Genomic DNA, 19,092 nt, shown 5'->3' on the forward strand with positions numbered 1-19,092 from the left:
TTCAGCTGGTCGCTGACTTCAACTCGCTCAATATCTCGGCCAGTCCAGCTTTCCAGTCGGGCCTGTGAATTCCGAACACATTTTCAAGCCGCGAACAATCCATACGTGAGTTCAGCGGCCTGGGCGCAGGCGTTGGGTACGCTTCGGTTGGAATATCTTCGATCTGAACCGACAAGCCGGATTGAGAAACAATTTCACGGGCGAAATCCGCCCAGCTGGCATCGGGTGCACCGGAATAGTGGAACACGCCGCCTTTGGCTTCAGGGCCGGCCTTGGCCATTTCAAGCAAGGTGTCGGCAATGTCGGCAGCAGGTGTTGGCCCACCGATCTGATCTGCGACAATGGTCAGCTTGTCACGGGTCGCTGCCAGTCGGATAATGGTCTTTACAAAGTTCTTTCCGTGGGCCGAAAAAACCCAGCTTGTGCGCAAAATGGCGTGCTGTCCACCAGCCGCTGCAATCTGGCGTTCGCCGTCCAGTTTGGTTTGACCGTAGGCTCCCAACGGCCCGGTCGGATTATCGGTGCTCCAAGGGGTCGTTCCAGAACCGTCAAAAACGTAGTCTGTGGAAATATGCAGAAAGGGCAGGTCTCGGGCCGCGGCGGCACGCGCCATTGCTCCGGGTGAATCTCCGTTGATCCGCTTCGCCAGCTCTCTTTCTTCTTCGGCCTGGTCTACGGCAGTATAGGCTGCTGCATTGATGATCACGTCCGCATCCGTGTTCCGGATGGCTTCTGCACATTGCGTCGGATCCGACAAATCCGCCGCGGCGCGATCCAGGGATTCAACCAAGACATCATGTGCCTGTCCGCGACGTCGCAACTCGGTCGCCACCTGCCCCCCGCGGCCGAATACCAGCGCCTTCATTTGGCAACACCCAGTCGCTCACCCACACCGCTGCGGGCCTGCAGGGCGTTTAACCACGCGCTGTTGTCCAGATACCACTGGACTGTCTGTTCCAGACCAGTTTCAGGCGTATAGGAAGGGCGCCAGTTCAGTTCCGTGCGAATCCGGGTCGGGTCAATGGCATAGCGCTGATCGTGACCGGGGCGATCAGCGACGAACGTGATCAAATCCGCATAGGGAGTTTCACCCGGCTTGAGGCGATCCAGAATTGCGCATAGCATTCTGACAAGATCAAGATTGGTCATCTCATTCTCGCCACCGATGTTGTAGCTGCGGCCCAGTTCGCCCTTTTCGAGAACCAGCAACAGGGCTTCGGCATGGTCGTCGACGTGCAGCCAGTCGCGAATATTGTCACCTTTCCCGTAAATCGGGATCGGTTTGCCTGCCAGCGCGCTGAGGATGACCACGGGGATCAGCTTTTCCGGGAACTGGTAAGGGCCGTAATTATTGGAGCAATTGGTAAGAACCACTGGCAGGCCGTATGTTTCACGCCACGCCCGCACGAGATGATCCGATCCCGCTTTCGAGGCCGAATAAGGTGAGTTCGGCTGGTATGGGCTGTCTTCGGTGAAAAACCCAGTTTCACCCAAGGATCCAAAGACTTCATCGGTTGAAATATGATGAAACCGGAAATGCTCGGGTCGGCCTGCACCCACCCAATAGGTGCGTGCGGCTTCCAACAATACATAAGTACCGGTCAGGTTCGTGTCGATGAACGCTGCCGGGCCATCGATCGAACGGTCAACATGGCTTTCAGCGGCCAGATGCATGATCGCGTCGGGCTGGTGCGTGTTCAGAATTGCCGACATCGCGGCCGCATCCCGGATATCCGCATGTTCAAAAACGTATTCCGGCACATCTGCGACAGCGGCAACATTGTCCAGACAGGCCGCGTAGGTCAGGGCATCGACATTGACGACCGAATGCCCATCGGCAATCGCGCGACGGATAACGGCAGAGCCGATAAAGCCCGCCCCGCCCGTAACCAGAATTTTCATTGTGTGCCCTCGAATACGAAAGGTGATTCAATTTCGCGCAGAAGTGGTGCGATCCGATCTTTCTCGGACAGCTGGGGTTCTGAATTGTTCTGTGGCCATTTAATGCCGATATCGGGATCGTCCCAACAAACCGCACCTTCAGTTTCCGGCGCGTAGGTATCAGAACACTTGTAGACGATCTCGGTCTCCGGCTCCAACGTCACAAACCCATGCGCGAATCCCACCGGAACCAACAGCATCCGCCCATTCTCGAAACTCAGTTCTTCACCGACCCAGTGACCATAGGTGGGCGAGCCTTTGCGGATATCGACCGCGACATCAAACAGCCGCCCACGACCGCAGCGCACCAGTTTAGCCTGCGCCTTTGGCGGAGCTTGAAAATGCAGTCCGCGTACCGTGTTCACCGTGCTCGAAAGGGAATGATTGTCCTGAACGAATTGCGTATGAATCCCTTGTGCCGCAAAGCCGTCGGCATTGTAGGTTTCCTCAAAGAACCCGCGATGATCGCCAAAACGCTTCGGGGTAATCAGTTTCACTTCCGGAATGGAAAGCGCCAATATTTCCATTGTTACTAGTTTTCATCTCTGTGTTGAAGTCTCGGCCTGCTATGTCACATTTGCTCCACCGACGCCAAGACCTATGTTGTCCGATCAGCAATTTGAGCGGCTTATCGGTTCTAAAGGTCAGGCGATTATCACAGGCAAATTGCGATTCTGGTAGAATCCATTGAAAATACTGGGCCATCTCCACATGAAAACACAGGGATGGAACAGATAACGAAGCCGCAGGCGCGACAACGCTTGGGCCGAAACCAAAAGCACCACAATGTGGGATGGCATTCGAGCGCTGAGCCTGGGACGTGTCAATTTGGCCGTAAAAGCCAGCCAGTGCCATCCCGTTTTTAGTGTTACAAACCTTGCTTCACCCGAGACATCACTCGACGTTCAGGTCGCTTCGAGATTACCCAATAAGATAGACGTCATGTCCGCGTTGATAACCCCATCCAAGGCCACAACATCGATACCCGTTTGATAGGCTACATTGTCCTTGGATATTCCGGAAAGGTCCGCGTTTTCATCCAGAAATACCCATTCAGGGTCATGGGCCGTGGGCTGTCCGACGGCGACTTGCAAAATTGCAAGCGCATCCAGGGCGTTGACGGTGCCATCCCTGTTGACGTCTGCGGCTATCAGGTTTTCCGAGGTCGCTGGACCCCATGTCGGATCAAGACCAACCGAGATACGCAAAACTTGCAAAGCGTCCAGCGCGTCAATCCTCCCGCTTGCCGTGGAATAGTGTTTGGTGATGTCCAGCACTCCGGGAAAGGTGCCATCCGGCAATTCCAGTTCGAACCGCCCCTGATCATCTGCGGTAGCGGATACCGTACCCCCGCCGTCTGGCGTGAACCGGATTTCCGCGTCCGTCAGCCCCGGATTTGCGGCCTCGCTGTCCACCGTAATCTGCCCGACCAATCCATCAGAGCTGCCCGGTGTCTGCCCGCCCAGGTCCCCGAAATCTACCGGGATGTGATCCGGTCCGGCGAAGCCTGCGCCAAAGATATCCGTGCTTGTCAAAGCACCGCCCGAGGCGGATTGGACCTGCACGGTCTCGCCACGATATTCGATCTGAGCCCCGTTTGCCGTGCTGGTAAAGGTCAGTTGCTGAGGCGACCGCAACAGAAGGTAGTCGAACATATCCAGTCGATCCAAGCCCGCCTGAAAATCGGTTATTGTGGTCAGACCACTACCGGACTGCATCACGAAGATGTCGGCCCCTGCACCACCCGACATCGTCGTCGCACCCTTCCCCACGATGAGAATGTCGTCTCCGGCGCCTCCCAGTAGGGTCGTGTCCAGAATACTGCCGCTCAGGATATCGTCCGACGCACTCCCGTTCACCGTACCGAACCCTTTTCTTACCGCACCCAGATCATCAACCGGAACAATCAGGACAGTCACTCCGGCATCCTGTTGCGATGTTACGAAAATTTGCAACTCATCACCCACATGCGCAACGCTGATCGATTCGACATTCTGCAACCCACTCGCCACCGTGTCCGCGAAACTGTCCAGATGAACCAGTTGACCTTCGGGTGTCAGAGTGAACAGAGACAGGCCATCATCGCCGCCGCCTGCAACCACAAAGACTCGCCCGTTCACGTCTATGACCGCCAGATCCTGAACCGATTCAAACCGCGTATGAAGCGTATCAAGCACATGGTCCGTCGCCTTCAAACTTCCATCGCTGTTCAATTGAAGAACACTGAGGGAGTTGCTGCCGGACCCCGCCACCACAACCCAGGATTTACCGTATGCCTCTACGGTCTCGACATCCGTTGGGGTTGAAACACCAAGGGTTCCGAGTGCCGAATCATTGTTGATCTCGGTTAACGTGCCCGTGCCGGAGTCGATGCGGTACGTCGCGACAGAGTCTGTTGCCGCGTCACTTGAGATCAGAAAATGTTCCGAACCCGACCGCAATGTCTGCATGGCATCCGCTGTGCCGGCAATCAAATCCGCAAGACTGAGCGTCCCGTTCGCGTTAACATGATAGGTTCCGATATTGTCGGTATCCGCATGCGCCATCGCAAGGACATCCGAAGACCCAAGTGAAAACTGTACGATGGCCGAGATATCTCCGCCTCCGTTGAGCGTTCCTGTTTCTTTCAGGCTACCGATCGTTCCGTCCGCGTTCACGTCATACCCGACCAGGCCCGCGGCAGTGTTGATATCGAGCGCAATCTGCTCGGTTCCCGCCAGCGTTATCGGCGTGGCACTGCGCCCCACCTGGAAGGTGATCGAACCGCTGTAATATTCTGTGTCAACCAGCTGCGGCAGGGCACCTTCGGCCAACCGCCAGACTGCGACGCCGCCACCCGGACCGGTCACCGTGTAGAGATACGTATTCCCGTTAAGCGTTTTTAAAGCCGTATCGCCGATACCTGAATCGAGCGCCGTGCTCCCCGTTGCCACTACACTTTCGAACTGAAGCATCACAGCCATCACCTCACACGCCACCCCTGGCAGTTACGGCAAGATGACCAGATGAGCAGACCGAAACCAAAGCAGAATTGTGGTGAAAACGAGAAGTTCGGTTTCAGTTTAACTCAATTTTTTCAGGTCCGATCGCAACGGCAACAAATGGGAAAGACAGATGAGCAAAACGCCAAACAGCACATCCTTTCCTGTTGCGATGATCGCGGACACCACATGCGAGGGCAAGATGACCATAGCACCTGAGGCCAACAATCGTCCGGCGGCTGACTCAACGGACGGAGATCGCAAATCTCAAGTTCAACAATGGATCAATGGAAAGCTTGGTCGTTGGGCGGGTCGAGGCGCGGCTGGCGGCCTTATGTCCACATTGATGGCTTTGCCCGCGTTGTCGCAAGCAACCGTCGAGGAGCTGTACGCCTTCCAGTTCGCAGAAACAATTCCGGGTGTGCGATCCGCCAAACTGCTGAAAAACGGCGATGTTCTTCTGAAAATGGCTGACGGTCGGACGATGATCGTGGCGGCGGAAAACGTACAGGTTTTGGACAGCGGCGCAATCATGATCGCAGAAGAGGCGGTTGCCCAAATCGCCCAGTTCAGCGCAGCTGAAGCCGGAGCGGCAGCTGGTGGAATCAGCGGTGCAGGGGCTGCACTGGGTGGCCTTGGTCTGGCCGGTGCGGCTGCCGCCGCAGGCGGAGGTGGCGGTGGCGGCGATTCCTCTGAACCCGTCGCGCCAAAGCCTGAACCCCAACCCCAACCAGAATCGAGCTACACCAGCCTGAACCTGGCCGAACTTCAGGCAACGGCATTGAACAGCGCCATTACCAATGCCACCGCTCCTGAAGGAACATCGACGGTTGAGGTCACGATAGGTTCGCTTGTCAAAAGCGTAACGCCCAACGATGACGGCAGTTGGAGCGTTTCTCTCACTGCTGCCGAAGCAAATGCGCTTCCGCAAGGCGTCTCTACGGTGACAGTCAGACATCTGGACGATTCAGGCACGGAACTGTCAAGCGAATCCGTTCAGTTCGATATTGATACAATTCCACCAACCCTGTCGATCACCGGGTTTTCCGATGGCGTTGTTTTGAATTCGATCGAACAGGCAACAGATCTGACAGTCACCGGAACGACCGATGCAGAAGACGGGCAGACCGTTACCGTCTCAATGAATGGGCAAGACTATTCGGGCACAGTATCCAACGGACAATGGAGCGTTACTGCCCCGGCGGCAGACCTCTCGGCCCTACCTGATGGCTCGACGATTGCCGTTACCGCTGATGTTGCCGACGCGACGGGAAACTCCGCACCACAGGCTAGCGGAAGCTTTGATACTGATTTTACTGCACCAACTGTTTCTCTGGATCCCGTGGCTGGCGGCTCGATAGAACTGATCGACGTAGCCGGCGACCTGGCCTTGACCGGTTCCACCACGGCAGAGGACGGTCAGACCATCATCGTTACGTTCAACGGACAAGTGCATACAGGCACCGCTTTTGGCGGAAGCTGGAGTGTAACGATCCCCAATTCCGATCTGGGCAGTCTTTCCACCGGAGTGCCTGCATCGATTCTGGTTGCCGTCGAAGATGTGTCGGGCAATCCGGCAGTGCCGCTTCTTGTATCGGTTCCCGTGGACCTGACCGGCCCTTCCATTTCGATATCACCGCTTCCTGTTGGTTCCGTACTGAACGCAACCGAAGCCGGATCCGACTTGACCATCAGCGGGCTGACGTCAAATGTTGAGGATGGTCAACAAGTTACCGTAACCCTCGATGGTCAAGCATATTCCGGAACAGTATCCGGCGGGGCCTGGAACGTGACTGTGCCAACTGGGGATCTGGCGTCTCTGCCGGATGGGGGCAACTTCTCTGTTACAGCGGATGTCGACGACGCCAGCGGCGTGACGGCACCGCAGGCTGAAGTGACACTTTCCAAGGATGTGACCGCGCCGACACTCAGCATCGACAGTTTCTCGGACGGAGCTGTCATGAACGCATCCGAGCGGACTACAGATCTTTCCGTCTCGGGAAGCACGACAGCAAAAGACGGTCAAATCGTAACTGTCAGCTTGAACGGGCAGTCCTATACTGCAACGGTTTCTGGAGGCAGTTGGAGCGCGACTGTACCTGCTTCGGATCTGACAGGTCTTTCTGACGCGGCGTCCATCACCGTAACAGCGGATGTCTCGGACGCTGCCGGGAATCCAGCTCCACAAGCCAACAACAGCTTTACCACCGATTTCACGCCACCGACGATTGGAATTTCAACCGTATCCGACGGGGCTGTCATGAACGCCGTTGAACAAGGAACCGACCTGACAGTGTCAGGAACTTCCGATGCGCCGGACGGAACAGTTGTTACCGTCGAGATCACGCGCACTGACGGCACTACGGACGTTACCGGAACGGCAACGGTAACCGGGGGCATCTGGACCTATACGGCAACCGTGACAGATTTGTCTGCCCTGCAAGACAACGAGACTTACAATATCAATGCGTCGATCTCGGACGCAGCGGGAAACAACAATCAAACCACAACAAGCTTTGCCACTGACTTCACAGCACCTTCAATAGCCATTAACAGTCTGCCTGTGGGTGCCGTGTTGGACGTGACCGAGAGGGGCGTGGATCTTGCAATCTCGGGCACAACCACGGCTGAAGATGGCCAGACCGTTTCGGTTACATTCGGTGGGCAAACCTATACAGGCGTTGCATCAAATGGGTCTTGGGCAGTTACCGTTCCCACCAGTGATCTTGGACTGCTCTCTGACGGAACGACCTATTCCATTTCCGCCACTGTTGACGATCTTGCCGGAAACAGCTCCGCAGCCGCGAACAGCTCACTCTCCACAGATTTTCGCCCCTTGTTGACGTTGAACGATATCGGGGTCAACAATTCGATTGCTCTGGACGATGCTCAAACCTCCGGTATTACCCTCAGCGGTTCATCCGACGGACTGTCAAACGGCCAGTCGGTGGATGTCACGTTGAACGGAACTTCGGTCGGATCAGCAACAGTGACCGCAGACGGATCCTGGACATTGTCTGTCGCAGCGTCTGACTTTTCGGCTGTAGAGGCCGGTGAAGACCTTGTTTTTTCGGCGCAGGCGACAGTTGCGGGTGGCCCGGATCCACAACCAGTCTCCGAGCAAGCCGTTGCGCACGAACCCGCCGCTTACGTGATCTCTGAAGTCGGGCGCACAGGATCTACGGTGACGTTCGCAATCTACACCGAAGCCGAACGCGATATCTCCAACGGTTTGGCTTTGACGGCAGAACTCGGATTTGACTCTTCAGTTGCCACATTCAACAGCGCGTCGGTTTCGGAAAACAACGCCTTCGATTTGTTTTTGGCCAGCCCGGGCGCCGGGGACACGATGAATTTTGCCGGCGCCGCGACAACCTTTACAGATCTCTCTCAACCGCTTGTCATCTTCACGATGACAATCCAGGACGTCAGCCAGCCTATTGAGCTGACAATCAAAACGTCTGATGGCGGACCAACGACAGTTCAGTTTGGCACCTATAGTGATGACACACTCGTCGCCGCGAATACGGACACCATCACTCGCGGCGGTGATGGCGACGATACCATTGATGTTTCTGCGGCAGGACGAGACATCGTCGTCTTCGAAGCAGACCCGGCCAGCAATGGTACAGACACTGTGACTGGCTTCACGATTGGCCCGGCTGCGGATATAACCGACGCACTGATGTTCCACGGGCTGGACACCAATGCGCTTCGCGGTGATGGCACCGGATTCGAATTGCTTTCCGCTGGCAACATGTTGGGCACAAACACCGGATTTGTCGGTCTTGACACAGTACTCACCGACCTCAACCCCAGCACAATCGAAGCTGCTGTCGAGAGTTTCACCGGAGCCATGGCAGGCGATGAGCTTTACGTTATGGCAACCGACGGAACAAACAGTGTTCTGGTCAAGGTAGATTTCCAGGCGCCGGACGATGCCAGCGTTGAAACCGTGGCCACGTTCCAAGACCTGAGCGATCTGAGCGGCCTGACCGCAGATAACATCCTGCACACCGACCCAACTGGGGCAACGGCTTAACCCGACCCGGCGTACGAACGGACGGAATTCAACATCAAGAGGCGGTTATGGCACAGAATGGCTTAACTCCAGTCAGTATTCGACGACATGGTCATCGGTTCTGGAAGAGGTTTACCTCATTCGATTTCGCGCGAAATATGGCAGATTGCCCCGTTGTTGAAGCCGAAATTCTTCAGGCCGCAGCCACTTTTCCAATCATTTTTCGGAAATCTGAATACGGGTATTACCCAATGGCTGTTTTGTCCATGCAACCAGACCCGCCTACACCATTTGTATCGGCGCAGGGCAATTGGCTTGCGACTTACGTCCCATCCGCTTTGCGCTGCGCTCCGTTCCGGCCCCAACTGATTGAACCGGACGGTGACGGCAGCGACGATTTGCTTGTCGACGAAACGTCTGGGCTCATCACTGACAATCCGGATGACGAAGTATTCTTCGACAAATCAGGGCAACTTTCGCCGGAACTGAAAAAAGTCGCAGCTTTCCTTCGCGCCCTGAAAGAGTCGATGAGATACACAACTCATCTATGTCGTGTTCTTGCTGACATGGGATTGTTTAGTCCGCTTACCTCCTTCCAGGGGGTTGAGGTCCCATGCGGGCATTATGGCGTCAAGCAGAACACTCTGGAGAAAATTCCCCGGGCGCACTTGTCACTGCTTACGTCGAATGGGGGCTTGCGACTGATTCACGCTCATCAGATTTCGCTGACCCATTGTATTTGGCTGGCACATGCTCATGCCCGCGCGCATCGAGTAACTGATGGTTCTCTGACACAAAAGACCACCGGTGTTTCAGGGTTTTTGGACGCGTTGGTTGCGGCGCAACAGAAAGAAGAAGCCATGGACCGTTGCAGGCAGGAGGGTCTCCATGCGTTCCAGTAAGGCAATGCTATCTTGGGTTGCGTTCGCTGTGTTTGCGATACTGCTGTCCGCCTGCACACACTCTCCTGATTTGTCTTCTGTGGCAGTATCCTTTGCACCCGGGACCACCGGTGCCGGTGCAACAAAGCCATCGGCAGAACTTAGTCAAAGCGCGTTCGGGCAACGCGTGCGCCAGGCGGTAGAGACAAGCCCGACACTGGCACAAAGCGATACCAGAATGGATGTCGCATCAGCCAATCGAGATGCAGCTGAAGGCGCATTTCTTCCGCAGATATCGTTGGGGATAAATGCGCGGTCTGAACGGGTTGAATCGGATATTGCAGATGTTTCACCTAATCTGAGAATCTCGCAATTGGTTTATGACGGTGGGGCCGCATCAGGGGATCTGACGGCAGCGCGAGCACGCGTTATGGAAAGCCGGGGTGATCAGATTCAAACGGCATCGGCCACGGCGCTGGCGGCCGTTGAGACCTATGTACTTGTCCTTGATCAAAGGAAGATACTCCGTATCGCAGCCGACAATGTCTCGGTCCATGAAGAACTGGTACGTCAAATTTCAGACCGTACAGCGGGTGGGGCGGGTTCAAATGCAGATGTTCTGACCGCTCAGTCCAGAATGGCAGATGCGCGCACAAGACTGGCGGATGCACGAGCACGAACTGATCGGGCCGAAGCGCGATTCCGCGAAGTGTTCGGGACTTTTCCCGGCTTATTACCCCCACCCGTGCCCGCTCCTCCGCTGAATAGAAGTGACGCCCAGATTGTGATGAACACCCCTCAGATACGCAGGGCTGACGCTGGCTTGTTGGCGGCCAAAGCCGAGTGGTCAGCAGCTCAGGCACGGCGTAAACCGAACGTTCGGGTCGCAGCATTTGCCAACCAGGATGACACTCGGGATGCAAATTTCGGCGTGGATCTTTCATTCAACTACGAATTGGATAGTACTGGTCAACGCCGTGCCGCCATCGCAGCAGCTGAAGCGGAAGTGAAAGAAGCGGAATTTGCACGAGAACAATTGGTTCGCGAAATCATGCGGGAACTGGGCTTTATTCGATCCGATCAAAAAGCAGGAGCGGAAAGACTGCGTGCGGCCCGTATTGCGGCGACCGCCAATGCCGACAGTGTTACAGCATCCCGCGCGCAGTTCTCAATTGGGCGTCGCAGCCTGATAGAAATCCTGGACGCTCAGCACGATTACGTAAATGCGCAAGAACGCCTGATCCTGGCCGAGCAGAGCTTTTTTCTGACCAACTACGCAGCTCTGAGCCTCACCGGAGACATTTTGGATCTGCTCGGCATATCGCCCGGCAACTGGAGCGAGGAGAAATGAGCACGTTGAAATCAATGCAAGACCGCCCTCGTTTGACAAGCTTCGAAGCCTGCCTTTTGAATATTGCCGCTACACTTGAACGCCCCCTCACCCTCGCAACAATACAGGCGGCACAGACAGGCGCAGACGGGGATCTGACAATTCGTGACATCGTCGCCGTAGCGCAAAACACTGGTTTACAGGCGGGATATGGCGAGCGGCGCATCACGAAATTTGACGAGACGTTGGCTCCAGCCTTGTTGTTGATGGTCGAAAACAAGGCTGTTGTGTATCATGGCCGGGCAAAAAACGGGGCCTTGCTGATCTTTGACCCGGATCTTGGTGAAGGAATCGGTGAAGTCTCGGAAAAACAGTTGACTGAAACCTACACCGGTTACGCAGTCTTGTTCCGCCGAAATCATACAGATGAATTGGACGCTGGTAACGCGCCTTACCGCGGTCATTGGTTTCGCGCGGCACTATCCGCCAATCGATGGACTTACATACAGGTCGGGCTCGCTGCGGCGCTGGCAAACCTTCTCGGCTTATCAACGTCAATTTTCATTATGGTCGTCTATGACCGTGTGTTGCCCAATGAGGCAACCGAATCACTCATTGCCTTGACGGCAGGCGTGGCTCTGGCGCTTCTTTTTGACTTCGCGCTAAAACTGCTGCGGGCAGCGTTTATCGACAAGGCCGGGCAAAACGCCGACTTGCTCATGGGTCGGCGAATTTTCGACCAAGTTCTGAATATCCAGATGAAGTCGCGCTCGGGTTCTACTGGCGCTATGACCAATACCATTCGTGAGTTCGAGACCCTGCGCGAGTTCTTCACGTCCGCAACGCTTGTTGCTGTCGTTGATCTTCCGTTCATCGGGTTGTTCATATTTGTGATTTATCTGGTCGGCGGGCAACTGGCATTGGTCCCGGCTCTGGCAGTACCTGTGGTTCTGCTGACGGGTTTGGCGGTGCAGCCGATCCTGTCTCGCATGGCGGAAAAAAGCCTGTCTGACGGGCAATCTAAACAATCAGTACTCGTGGAAGCTGTCTCGGGTCTCGAAACGATAAAGACGACCGCTGCCGGTCGACAAATGCGTTCTCGGTGGGAGCAGGCGATAGAACGGCAATCCTCGCATGGCGCTCAGAGCCGGGCCGTTACACAATTTGCTCTCAACCTGACCGGTTTTACACAACAATCCGCTCAGGTGCTGATCGTTTTTTATGGTGTTTTTCTGATCACAGACGGTCAGACCAGCATGGGTGCATTGGTTGCCTCGGTGATGCTGACGGGGCGGGCACTGGCACCTTTGGGGCAGCTGGCTCAGACGTTGACAAGGCTTAACCAAGCCCGAAGTGCATACCGAAACCTCAACACTCTGATGATGGCGGAAAGCGAACGCCCACAAGGCCGAACATGGGTCAACCGGCCCGATTTCAAAGGAGAGATCGCCTTCAACAACGTGTATTTTTCCTACCCTGACCGAGGGGAAGATACCCTGCAAGGCGTTTCATTCACGATCAAACCGGGTGAAAAAGTGGCGATCCTGGGTCAGATTGGCTGTGGGAAAAGCACCATAGCACGCCTGATGCTGGGATTGTACGCGCCGCGTGTTGGATCTGTTACGTTCGACGGCCTTGATATCCGCCAGATCGATCCTGGCGATCTGCGCCGCAACATCGGATCTGTCCTACAGGACATATGGCTCTTTTCCGGGTCCGTCCGGGACAATATCGCAAGTGGCGCAATCCGGCCAAAAGATCAGGAACTGATCGAGGCAGGCCGCACCGCCGGGGTTGAAGATTTCGTGGCCACCCATCCAGGCGGTTACGATCTTCAACTCGCGGAACGTGGCGAAGGACTCTCTGGCGGACAACGGCAAGCTATTGCCCTGGCAAGAGCACTCATCGGCCGTCCGCCGGTTCTCCTGCTTGATGAACCAACAAGCGCGATGGATGTCAAAACCGAAGCCCAGGTTATCCAGCGTCTGAAAAAATGCTCTGCGGACTCAACCATGGTTGTCATAACGCACAGAACCAGCCTGTTGGAGCTTGTTGACAGAGTCATAATCCTTGAAAACGGGAAAATCGCAGCAGATGGTCCCAAGAGCCTGCTGACACAACATGTTCGTCCGACAGGGAGGCACCTGAATGTCGCAGCATCCTGACCTGGCCGCACTGGCTAGAGAGATGCAGGGGCGCTCTCCTGTCCGGAGTTCGTTGCTGCTGCAGGTGATCCTGTTCTGCCTGATCGCCGCCGGATTGTGGGCATATCTGACTGAACTGGACGATGTCACGCGTGTGGACGGCCGAATCGTGCCTTCAGGGGACATTCAGTTGATCGAAGCCACCGAGCCCGGCGTATTGCAGTCGCTGCATGTTCGCGAAGGTCAATTGGTCGACAAAGGTGCATTGCTGATGGAACTCGACACGACCCAGATTGACAGTCAGCTCAGTCAGGAACAACAACGCGCATTCGGACTTATGGCCCGGGTCCAACGTCTTCGGTCCGAAATAGATGGGACACAACTGGAGTTCGATGTCCAACTGATCAATGGCGCTCTGACCCTCGTACAATCTGAAACTGCACTGTACCAAGGGCGACGGGCTGAATTGGAGGCAGAAATCGCCATCCTGGAGCGTCAGCGTCAACAAAAGCAAAGAGAATTTGAGGAAGGCCTGGTCGATCAAGTGACGGCAGACGAAACCCTACTGGTCCTGGCCGAAGAGAGGGCGATCATGGCTCCGCTGGTCGAGCGTCAAATGGAGCCTGCAACAACATTGCTTGCGTTGCGGCGGAGTGAAGCCGAATGGCGTGGTCGCAAGGTTCGGGCAGAAGCTGTAACCAACAGTTTGCAAACGGGCTTGGACGAAATCGACGATCGGATTCAGGCGGTGCGAAGCCGGTTTCGCAGCGCAGCGCTGACGGATCTGGCGCTTGCCACTGCCGAGCTGGCTGCTTTGCAACCCGCCTTGCCCGCTTTGCGCGACCGGGCCTCAAGAGCGCAGGTTCGGTCTCCGGTACGCGGCATTGTAAACCGAATTCATCGCTCAACTATCGGCGGCCTTGCCCGTAGCGGAGAGGACCTTGTTGAAATCGTGCCGCTGGACGACACATTGCTTGTCGAAGCTTATGTAAAGCCTGAGGACATCGCGTTTTTGCACGCGGGTCAGCCTGTGAAAGTCAAAATCACGGCTTATGATTTTGCACGATACGGGGCACTGGATGGTGAAATCATTCGCATCGGCGCAGACACGATCACACGATCAGAGCGTAATGATGAAGAGGTCTTTGTTGTGGAAATCCGAACCAATAACACCATGCTTGATGGCAATGGCATAGCAGTCGAAATCATACCAGGCATGATCGCTGAAGTGGACATCCTGTCTGGCCGCAAATCAGTGCTGGATTACATTCTGCAACCGGTTGTGAAGATAAAAGATCAGGCGTTGCGCGAATAAGCGAAGGGACGATTTATGTTCGACGAGTCAGTTCCAACACGGGTATCAAGTTGTCAGCAGCTTCAGCATTGAGTGCTCGAAGAGACCAAACAGATATGGAAAACAACTCATCTGACCAAGTTTCGGCCGATTGGATCAGCGCCTACTTCCAACCAACGTCACCCAAGAATATATACCCTGCTCCATAGATCGTCTTGATCAACCGCGGGTTCTTGGGATCCTCTCCCAGCTTGGTACGCAACCTGGAAATCCGAACATCCATCGCCCTGTCAAAACTGTCTCCGGCTGCACCGCCCAGGGACTCTTGCATTTGCCCCCTGCTGATCAGCCGCTTGGGGCTTTCCAGAAACAGACGCAGGACTTCCCCCTCAGCATGGCTGAAAGGTGTTTCGTCACCTGATTCACTTTCAAGAACGTATCGGTCAAAATGTGCGGTCCAGCCGTTGAATTCTGCCGTATCCGAATGTGAGGTCTGAGTGCGGGGTGTTCTTAATCTTGCCCTGATCCGCGCCACGACTTCCGCAGGGTCAAACGGTTTTGTAATATAGTCGTCTGCACCAAGCTCCAATCCTGTAACACGATCCTGCACCTGCGCACGCCCTGAAATAATGATCACGGCCGCACCTTGTTCCAGCGCCAGACGATGAACCAACGCCAGCCCATCCGTGTCCGGCAAGGACAGGTCGACCAGACAGACATCAGGCGTCACACGATTGAGCGCAGCCTCGAACTCTCGCGCGCGGGAAAAACTCTGCGTTCGGAAACCGGCATCCTCCAGGGCGTCCGTCAGGATGCGTCGGACTTCGGGTTCGTCGTCGAGGATGGTAACCAGCGGTTGCGTCATCAGGCGGCCTCGGTTTGGATTAGGTCTGACAATTGAGCCTGCGAAAACGGTTTACGCAACACCGGGGCCAACGCAAGGGCGCGCCGGTACAACGGGTCCGAACTGGGCAGTGATGTCATAAGGATACATGGCAATCCCGGCTTCACCTGTCGCAATATGTCCAGACCGGTCCCACTTCCTTCCAGACGAATGTCAGATAGAACAAGAGAAATGTCTTCAACGCTGTTTATCAGCGCCAGCGCCTCATCTACCGAATTGGCCTCGATGACGGCGAAGCCCAGCTCTACCAGCATATCCCGAAACTGACCCCGCAGATCTTCACTGTCTTCAACCAGAAGTACCAAACCGTTCTGCACGGGCGGAGCAGGTCGAAATGGAAGCCGCAAAACAACGGACGCGCCTGATGGCGTGTTTTTGAGATGCAAATCGCCACCGGCGAGCTTCACAGTGTCATACACCATGGGGAGACCCAGCCCCGACCCGTCGCTTCCCTTGGTGGTAAAGAATGGATTCAACGCCTTTTCCAGCGCCTCTGGTGTAAAGCCCGGGCCAGTGTCTGATACGGTGACTTCAATCCAAATTTCTCCGATAGTATGCGCGCTGATTGTAATCTGGCCCGAACTGCCGCAGGCGTCCCGCGCATTCAGCACCAGATTCAGCAATGCATCCTGTACCATTCCCGGGTCCAGCATCAAAGCCCGGTCCGGTAAAGTGTTGACCACTGACAAACCGACGCCGCGCGGTAAAGAAGGCGAGGCCAAAATTCTCAGGTCTTCCAAAAGTGCCCTCATATCCGTGGCCTGAGGCTGTGGCGTACGGTTCCCGGTCATGTCCGCGATCCGGTTCAGCAATTGCCCACCCCGACGCGCGGTTTGCTGAGTCGCGGCAACAAGCTCGTGCGCCTCATCCGACAGGTCCATTTTGTTCAGTTTGGACTGCATCCCAAGGATGATCGTCAGCAAATTGGAGAAGTCGTGTGCCAACCCACTGGTCATTTGGGCGGCCATCGCCCGTCGGCGTGTTTGCTGCAAGACAACGCGCGCCTGCGTTTCTTCGGTGATGTCAACCGACATCACATACACGCCTCCGGCGTCATCCGGAGTGAATGAAACCCGGATGCGGCGGGAATCCTGATCCTCGTTGAACTCGAATACGGAGGTTTCTCCGTCATATGCTTTTGCCAGATGCGTTTCGACCCTCTGAAACGCGGCGGCACCAAGCGCTTCAGATATGTGAAGCCCCAAAATTTCGGACGGACGTCCGGGCAAGACAGCGCTCAAACGGCGGTTGGAGTAATCATATCGACCAGTGCTATCCAAATGCGCGATATGAGCCGGCATCATTTCAGTCATCATGCGTGTGCGGGCTTCAATCTCGGTCAGCTCGCGTTTGGCCTCTTCCAATGCCGTGATCGTGGCCGCAAGCTTTCGGTTGGTTGCAGACAGTTCTTCGGCGTGGCCGAGCAATTGTTCCGACAATTCTTCCGATCGCGCCCGCAGCAGGTTTTCTGCACGCCGGGTGCCGGTTATGTCGGTGTAGACCGCAACCCATCCGCCCTGCGGCAGTGGCGCGCCTTCAATCGAGATAACTTGCCCGTTGGGTCGTACTCGTTCCATATAATGAGGCTCAAACGCCAAAGCCTGCTCTACACGCAGGTTGACCATTTCCTCCACGCTTTCTTCGTCACCGTATTCCCCACGGCTGGCGAGAAAATGGATGGTATCCCGAAACAAGGCTCCGCGTTCGACCAGTTCATCCGGCAGGTCGAACATTTCCTTGAACCGACGATTGCTCAACACCAGTTTCAGCTTACTGTCATAGATCGAAAGCGCCTGACCGATGAGGTTCAGCCCGGCAGTCGTCATCGCCTTTATGCGCTGTTCGGTGATGTCCAAGTTGGTCCTCTCCACAACCCATGGGTACCATCAGAATTCATGCGCCGGTAGTGGAATTGATGAACGACAAAATGTCCAAAGCAATTTGCCTTATCCAACAGAAAAGAGGACAAAAGCGTGCAGTGATCCTAATACCTGGAACGGGACTTCGCGCCTTCGGAGGTGATGGAGTGCAACGACAAGGTATGATCCATGTTTCGCATCCGGTGGCGCAGCATCTGTCTGCCCAATCGGGCAAGATCAGCAGAAAACTCGGGGTTTTCCGCAAGATTTTCGAATTCTCCCCGGCCCTGATGATCAAACAGGATCGGCGGGAGGTCAGCTGCAAATTCGATTAACGTGAATCGTTCGTCCCGCAATATTCCCAGACATGAATCGCTGTTGCCCGTTCCCAACCGCTGTTGCCATAGGGTCGGTTCTTCGGGTTCGGAGAAATCCAGCTCGCTGTAGGAATAGCTGCGCCAGTCATCGGGGACGTCGCCATGCAATAAGGGCAGCAAAGATCGGCCATCCATGGCGTTTGGGGCAGTCTGCCCAATCCAATCAAGGATTGTCGGCGTCACATCAACGGATTCGGTAGGAACGGTGACTTTTGCGCCGGCCCTTGCCTCGTTCCCCGGCACGCGGATCATAAGCGGAGTGTGATAGGCCGCGTCGTACACAGTCATTTTGCCCCAGCTGTACCTATCGCCCAGCATTTCGCCATGATCAGCCGTTATGACCAACATGGTATCGTCGTATTGCCCACTGTCCTTGAGATACTGAACAACGCGCCCGATATGGTGATCGACCTCGGTCGCCAATCCCAGATAAACAGCTCGCAAAGTGCGAACGTTTTCATCTGTTGGCTCAACATCATCGAAGCCATGAACAAACTTATTTGCGGTATAAGAATCCAGCTTTGGCCCAAAAAATGGGTGAAGCGCCTTTTCAGCGGTTTCACTCGGCAAGCGCTGCGGCAGCGGGATATCCGCCGGATCGTACATGTCGTTATACGGAGCAGGTGCGACCAAAGGTGGATGCGGACGGATGTAAGTCAGATGAGCAAACCACCCCTGGCCACGATAAGGTGCAATCCCGTCCAGAAACGCATCGGTCAGGAAGGCCGTGTCGCTGTGTTCAGCCCGATACATGGCCGGGTCGTTCAACTTGGGAACCTGACCATCCGGAGAGACAGGCTTGTAGACATCCCAATATGTCTCGAACGTGTAGCCATTTTTCATCAAATATGATTGCCAGGGATATGACTCTTCCAGGCGCATTTCGACAACTTCAAGGAACCCGTTCATCGATTGCTCATAAGATTTGAGCACGGGATCGTTGGGATCATGGACTCGGGGGTCGGCAGATGTATCTGTGTACCCGAACAGCATTGGCATATAACCCGCCTTTCGCATTTCCGTAGCAATGTTCGGAGTGTCATGACGCAGCGGCGTACCATTTCGCACGGAACGATGGTTCATCGCGTATTGGCCGGTCAAAATCGATGCTCGGGATGGTCCACAGGGATTGGTGACAGAGAAATGGCGCGTAAAGGTCATAGCCTCATCCGTGAAGGCCCGCAGGTTCGGTAGTTTTACGTTATCGGCCAGAGCGCCGCTCAGGCAATCTGCCCTCAATTGGTCGATGATGATGAACAGAACGTTCTTGGCGTGATGCATACCGACTTCTCCGAAATTCGCACCCTGGGTTCCGCTGCGGAATGTGTCCCGCTTCCGATCTTCGCGCAACCGATTAGTC

The 19,092-nt window shown here is 55.3% G+C and carries 12 protein-coding genes; 5 read left to right on the forward strand and 7 right to left on the reverse strand.

Annotated elements, in window-relative coordinates; all coding sequences use genetic code 11:
* Position 1 precedes the first annotated feature (1 nt).
* The 4 genes from rfbD to AC2FEB_RS10035 form a co-directional block, all read right to left on the reverse strand.
* Entirely contained in the window at positions 2-865 is an 864-nt protein-coding gene (rfbD, locus tag AC2FEB_RS10020; RefSeq protein WP_496672867.1) for a dTDP-4-dehydrorhamnose reductase, read from the reverse strand.
* Positions 862-1,902: a dTDP-glucose 4,6-dehydratase gene (rfbB, locus tag AC2FEB_RS10025; protein ID WP_496672864.1), complete on the reverse strand. Its 1,041-nt coding sequence runs from the start codon at positions 1,900-1,902 to the stop codon at positions 862-864. The genes rfbD and rfbB overlap by 4 nt, the downstream gene beginning before the upstream one ends.
* Complete coding sequence (gene rfbC, locus AC2FEB_RS10030) at positions 1,899-2,468, reverse strand: dTDP-4-dehydrorhamnose 3,5-epimerase (RefSeq protein ID WP_299901871.1); 570 nt, start codon at positions 2,466-2,468, stop codon at positions 1,899-1,901. Before rfbC ends, rfbB begins: the two co-directional genes overlap by 4 nt.
* Positions 2,469-2,846: 378 nt before the next feature.
* On the reverse strand, positions 2,847-4,895 hold the full coding sequence (locus AC2FEB_RS10035) for a dockerin type I domain-containing protein (protein ID WP_496884012.1): 2,049 nt from the start codon (positions 4,893-4,895) through the stop codon (positions 2,847-2,849).
* Between the two features lie 160 nt (positions 4,896-5,055).
* On the opposite strand from AC2FEB_RS10035, the gene AC2FEB_RS10040 reads away from it, so the two are divergent.
* Genes AC2FEB_RS10040 through AC2FEB_RS10060 form a run of 5 tightly spaced genes read left to right on the forward strand, consistent with a single transcriptional unit; the run spans position 5,056 to position 14,613 of the window.
* The gene (locus AC2FEB_RS10040; RefSeq protein WP_496672858.1) at positions 5,056-8,964 is read left to right on the forward strand and encodes an Ig-like domain-containing protein; all 3,909 of its coding nucleotides are present in this window, start codon (positions 5,056-5,058) and stop codon (positions 8,962-8,964) included.
* 47 nt (positions 8,965-9,011) lie between these two features.
* Positions 9,012-9,845: a SapC family protein gene (locus tag AC2FEB_RS10045; RefSeq protein WP_496672856.1), complete on the forward strand. Its 834-nt coding sequence runs from the start codon at positions 9,012-9,014 to the stop codon at positions 9,843-9,845.
* Positions 9,832-11,175: a TolC family protein gene (locus tag AC2FEB_RS10050; RefSeq protein WP_496884013.1), complete on the forward strand. Its 1,344-nt coding sequence runs from the start codon at positions 9,832-9,834 to the stop codon at positions 11,173-11,175. Before AC2FEB_RS10045 ends, AC2FEB_RS10050 begins: the two co-directional genes overlap by 14 nt.
* Complete coding sequence (locus tag AC2FEB_RS10055) at positions 11,172-13,319, forward strand: type I secretion system permease/ATPase (RefSeq protein WP_496672850.1); 2,148 nt, start codon at positions 11,172-11,174, stop codon at positions 13,317-13,319. The genes AC2FEB_RS10050 and AC2FEB_RS10055 overlap by 4 nt, the downstream gene beginning before the upstream one ends.
* Complete coding sequence (locus AC2FEB_RS10060) at positions 13,303-14,613, forward strand: HlyD family type I secretion periplasmic adaptor subunit (RefSeq protein WP_496672847.1); 1,311 nt, start codon at positions 13,303-13,305, stop codon at positions 14,611-14,613. Before AC2FEB_RS10055 ends, AC2FEB_RS10060 begins: the two co-directional genes overlap by 17 nt.
* A gap of 142 nt (positions 14,614-14,755) precedes the next feature.
* Here the strand turns inward: AC2FEB_RS10060 and AC2FEB_RS10065 are convergent, their stop codons facing one another.
* The 3 genes from AC2FEB_RS10065 to AC2FEB_RS10075 form a co-directional block, all read right to left on the reverse strand.
* Positions 14,756-15,457: a response regulator transcription factor gene (locus tag AC2FEB_RS10065; protein WP_496672844.1), complete on the reverse strand. Its 702-nt coding sequence runs from the start codon at positions 15,455-15,457 to the stop codon at positions 14,756-14,758.
* On the reverse strand, positions 15,457-17,352 hold the full coding sequence (locus AC2FEB_RS10070) for a PAS-domain containing protein (RefSeq protein WP_496672842.1): 1,896 nt from the start codon (positions 17,350-17,352) through the stop codon (positions 15,457-15,459). Before AC2FEB_RS10070 ends, AC2FEB_RS10065 begins: the two co-directional genes overlap by 1 nt.
* Positions 17,353-17,480: 128 nt before the next feature.
* Entirely contained in the window at positions 17,481-19,013 is a 1,533-nt protein-coding gene (locus AC2FEB_RS10075; RefSeq protein ID WP_496672839.1) for an alkaline phosphatase family protein, read from the reverse strand.
* Positions 19,014-19,092 lie beyond the last annotated feature (79 nt).

The sequence above is a fragment of the Ruegeria sp. YTSC106 genome (assembly GCF_059609765.1).

What these genes read in the sequence shown, in the direction of transcription:
- AC2FEB_RS10045 (WP_496672856.1), top strand. Translation starts at nt 9,012, where the DNA reads ATGGCACAGAATGGCTTAACTCCAGTCAGTATTCGACGACATGGTCAT.
- AC2FEB_RS10055 (WP_496672850.1), top strand. Translation starts at nt 11,172, where the DNA reads ATGAGCACGTTGAAATCAATGCAAGACCGCCCTCGTTTGACAAGCTTC.
- AC2FEB_RS10065 (WP_496672844.1), bottom strand. Translation starts at nt 15,457, where the DNA reads ATGACGCAACCGCTGGTTACCATCCTCGACGACGAACCCGAAGTCCGA.
- rfbD (WP_496672867.1), bottom strand. Translation starts at nt 865, where the DNA reads ATGAAGGCGCTGGTATTCGGCCGCGGGGGGCAGGTGGCGACCGAGTTG.
- rfbB (WP_496672864.1), bottom strand. Translation starts at nt 1,902, where the DNA reads ATGAAAATTCTGGTTACGGGCGGGGCGGGCTTTATCGGCTCTGCCGTT.
- AC2FEB_RS10075 (WP_496672839.1), bottom strand. Translation starts at nt 19,013, where the DNA reads ATGCATCACGCCAAGAACGTTCTGTTCATCATCATCGACCAATTGAGG.
- AC2FEB_RS10035 (WP_496884012.1), bottom strand. Translation starts at nt 4,895, where the DNA reads ATGCTTCAGTTCGAAAGTGTAGTGGCAACGGGGAGCACGGCGCTCGAT.
- AC2FEB_RS10040 (WP_496672858.1), top strand. Translation starts at nt 5,056, where the DNA reads ATGAGCAAAACGCCAAACAGCACATCCTTTCCTGTTGCGATGATCGCG.
- AC2FEB_RS10060 (WP_496672847.1), top strand. Translation starts at nt 13,303, where the DNA reads ATGTCGCAGCATCCTGACCTGGCCGCACTGGCTAGAGAGATGCAGGGG.
- rfbC (WP_299901871.1), bottom strand. Translation starts at nt 2,468, where the DNA reads ATGGAAATATTGGCGCTTTCCATTCCGGAAGTGAAACTGATTACCCCG.
- AC2FEB_RS10050 (WP_496884013.1), top strand. Translation starts at nt 9,832, where the DNA reads ATGCGTTCCAGTAAGGCAATGCTATCTTGGGTTGCGTTCGCTGTGTTT.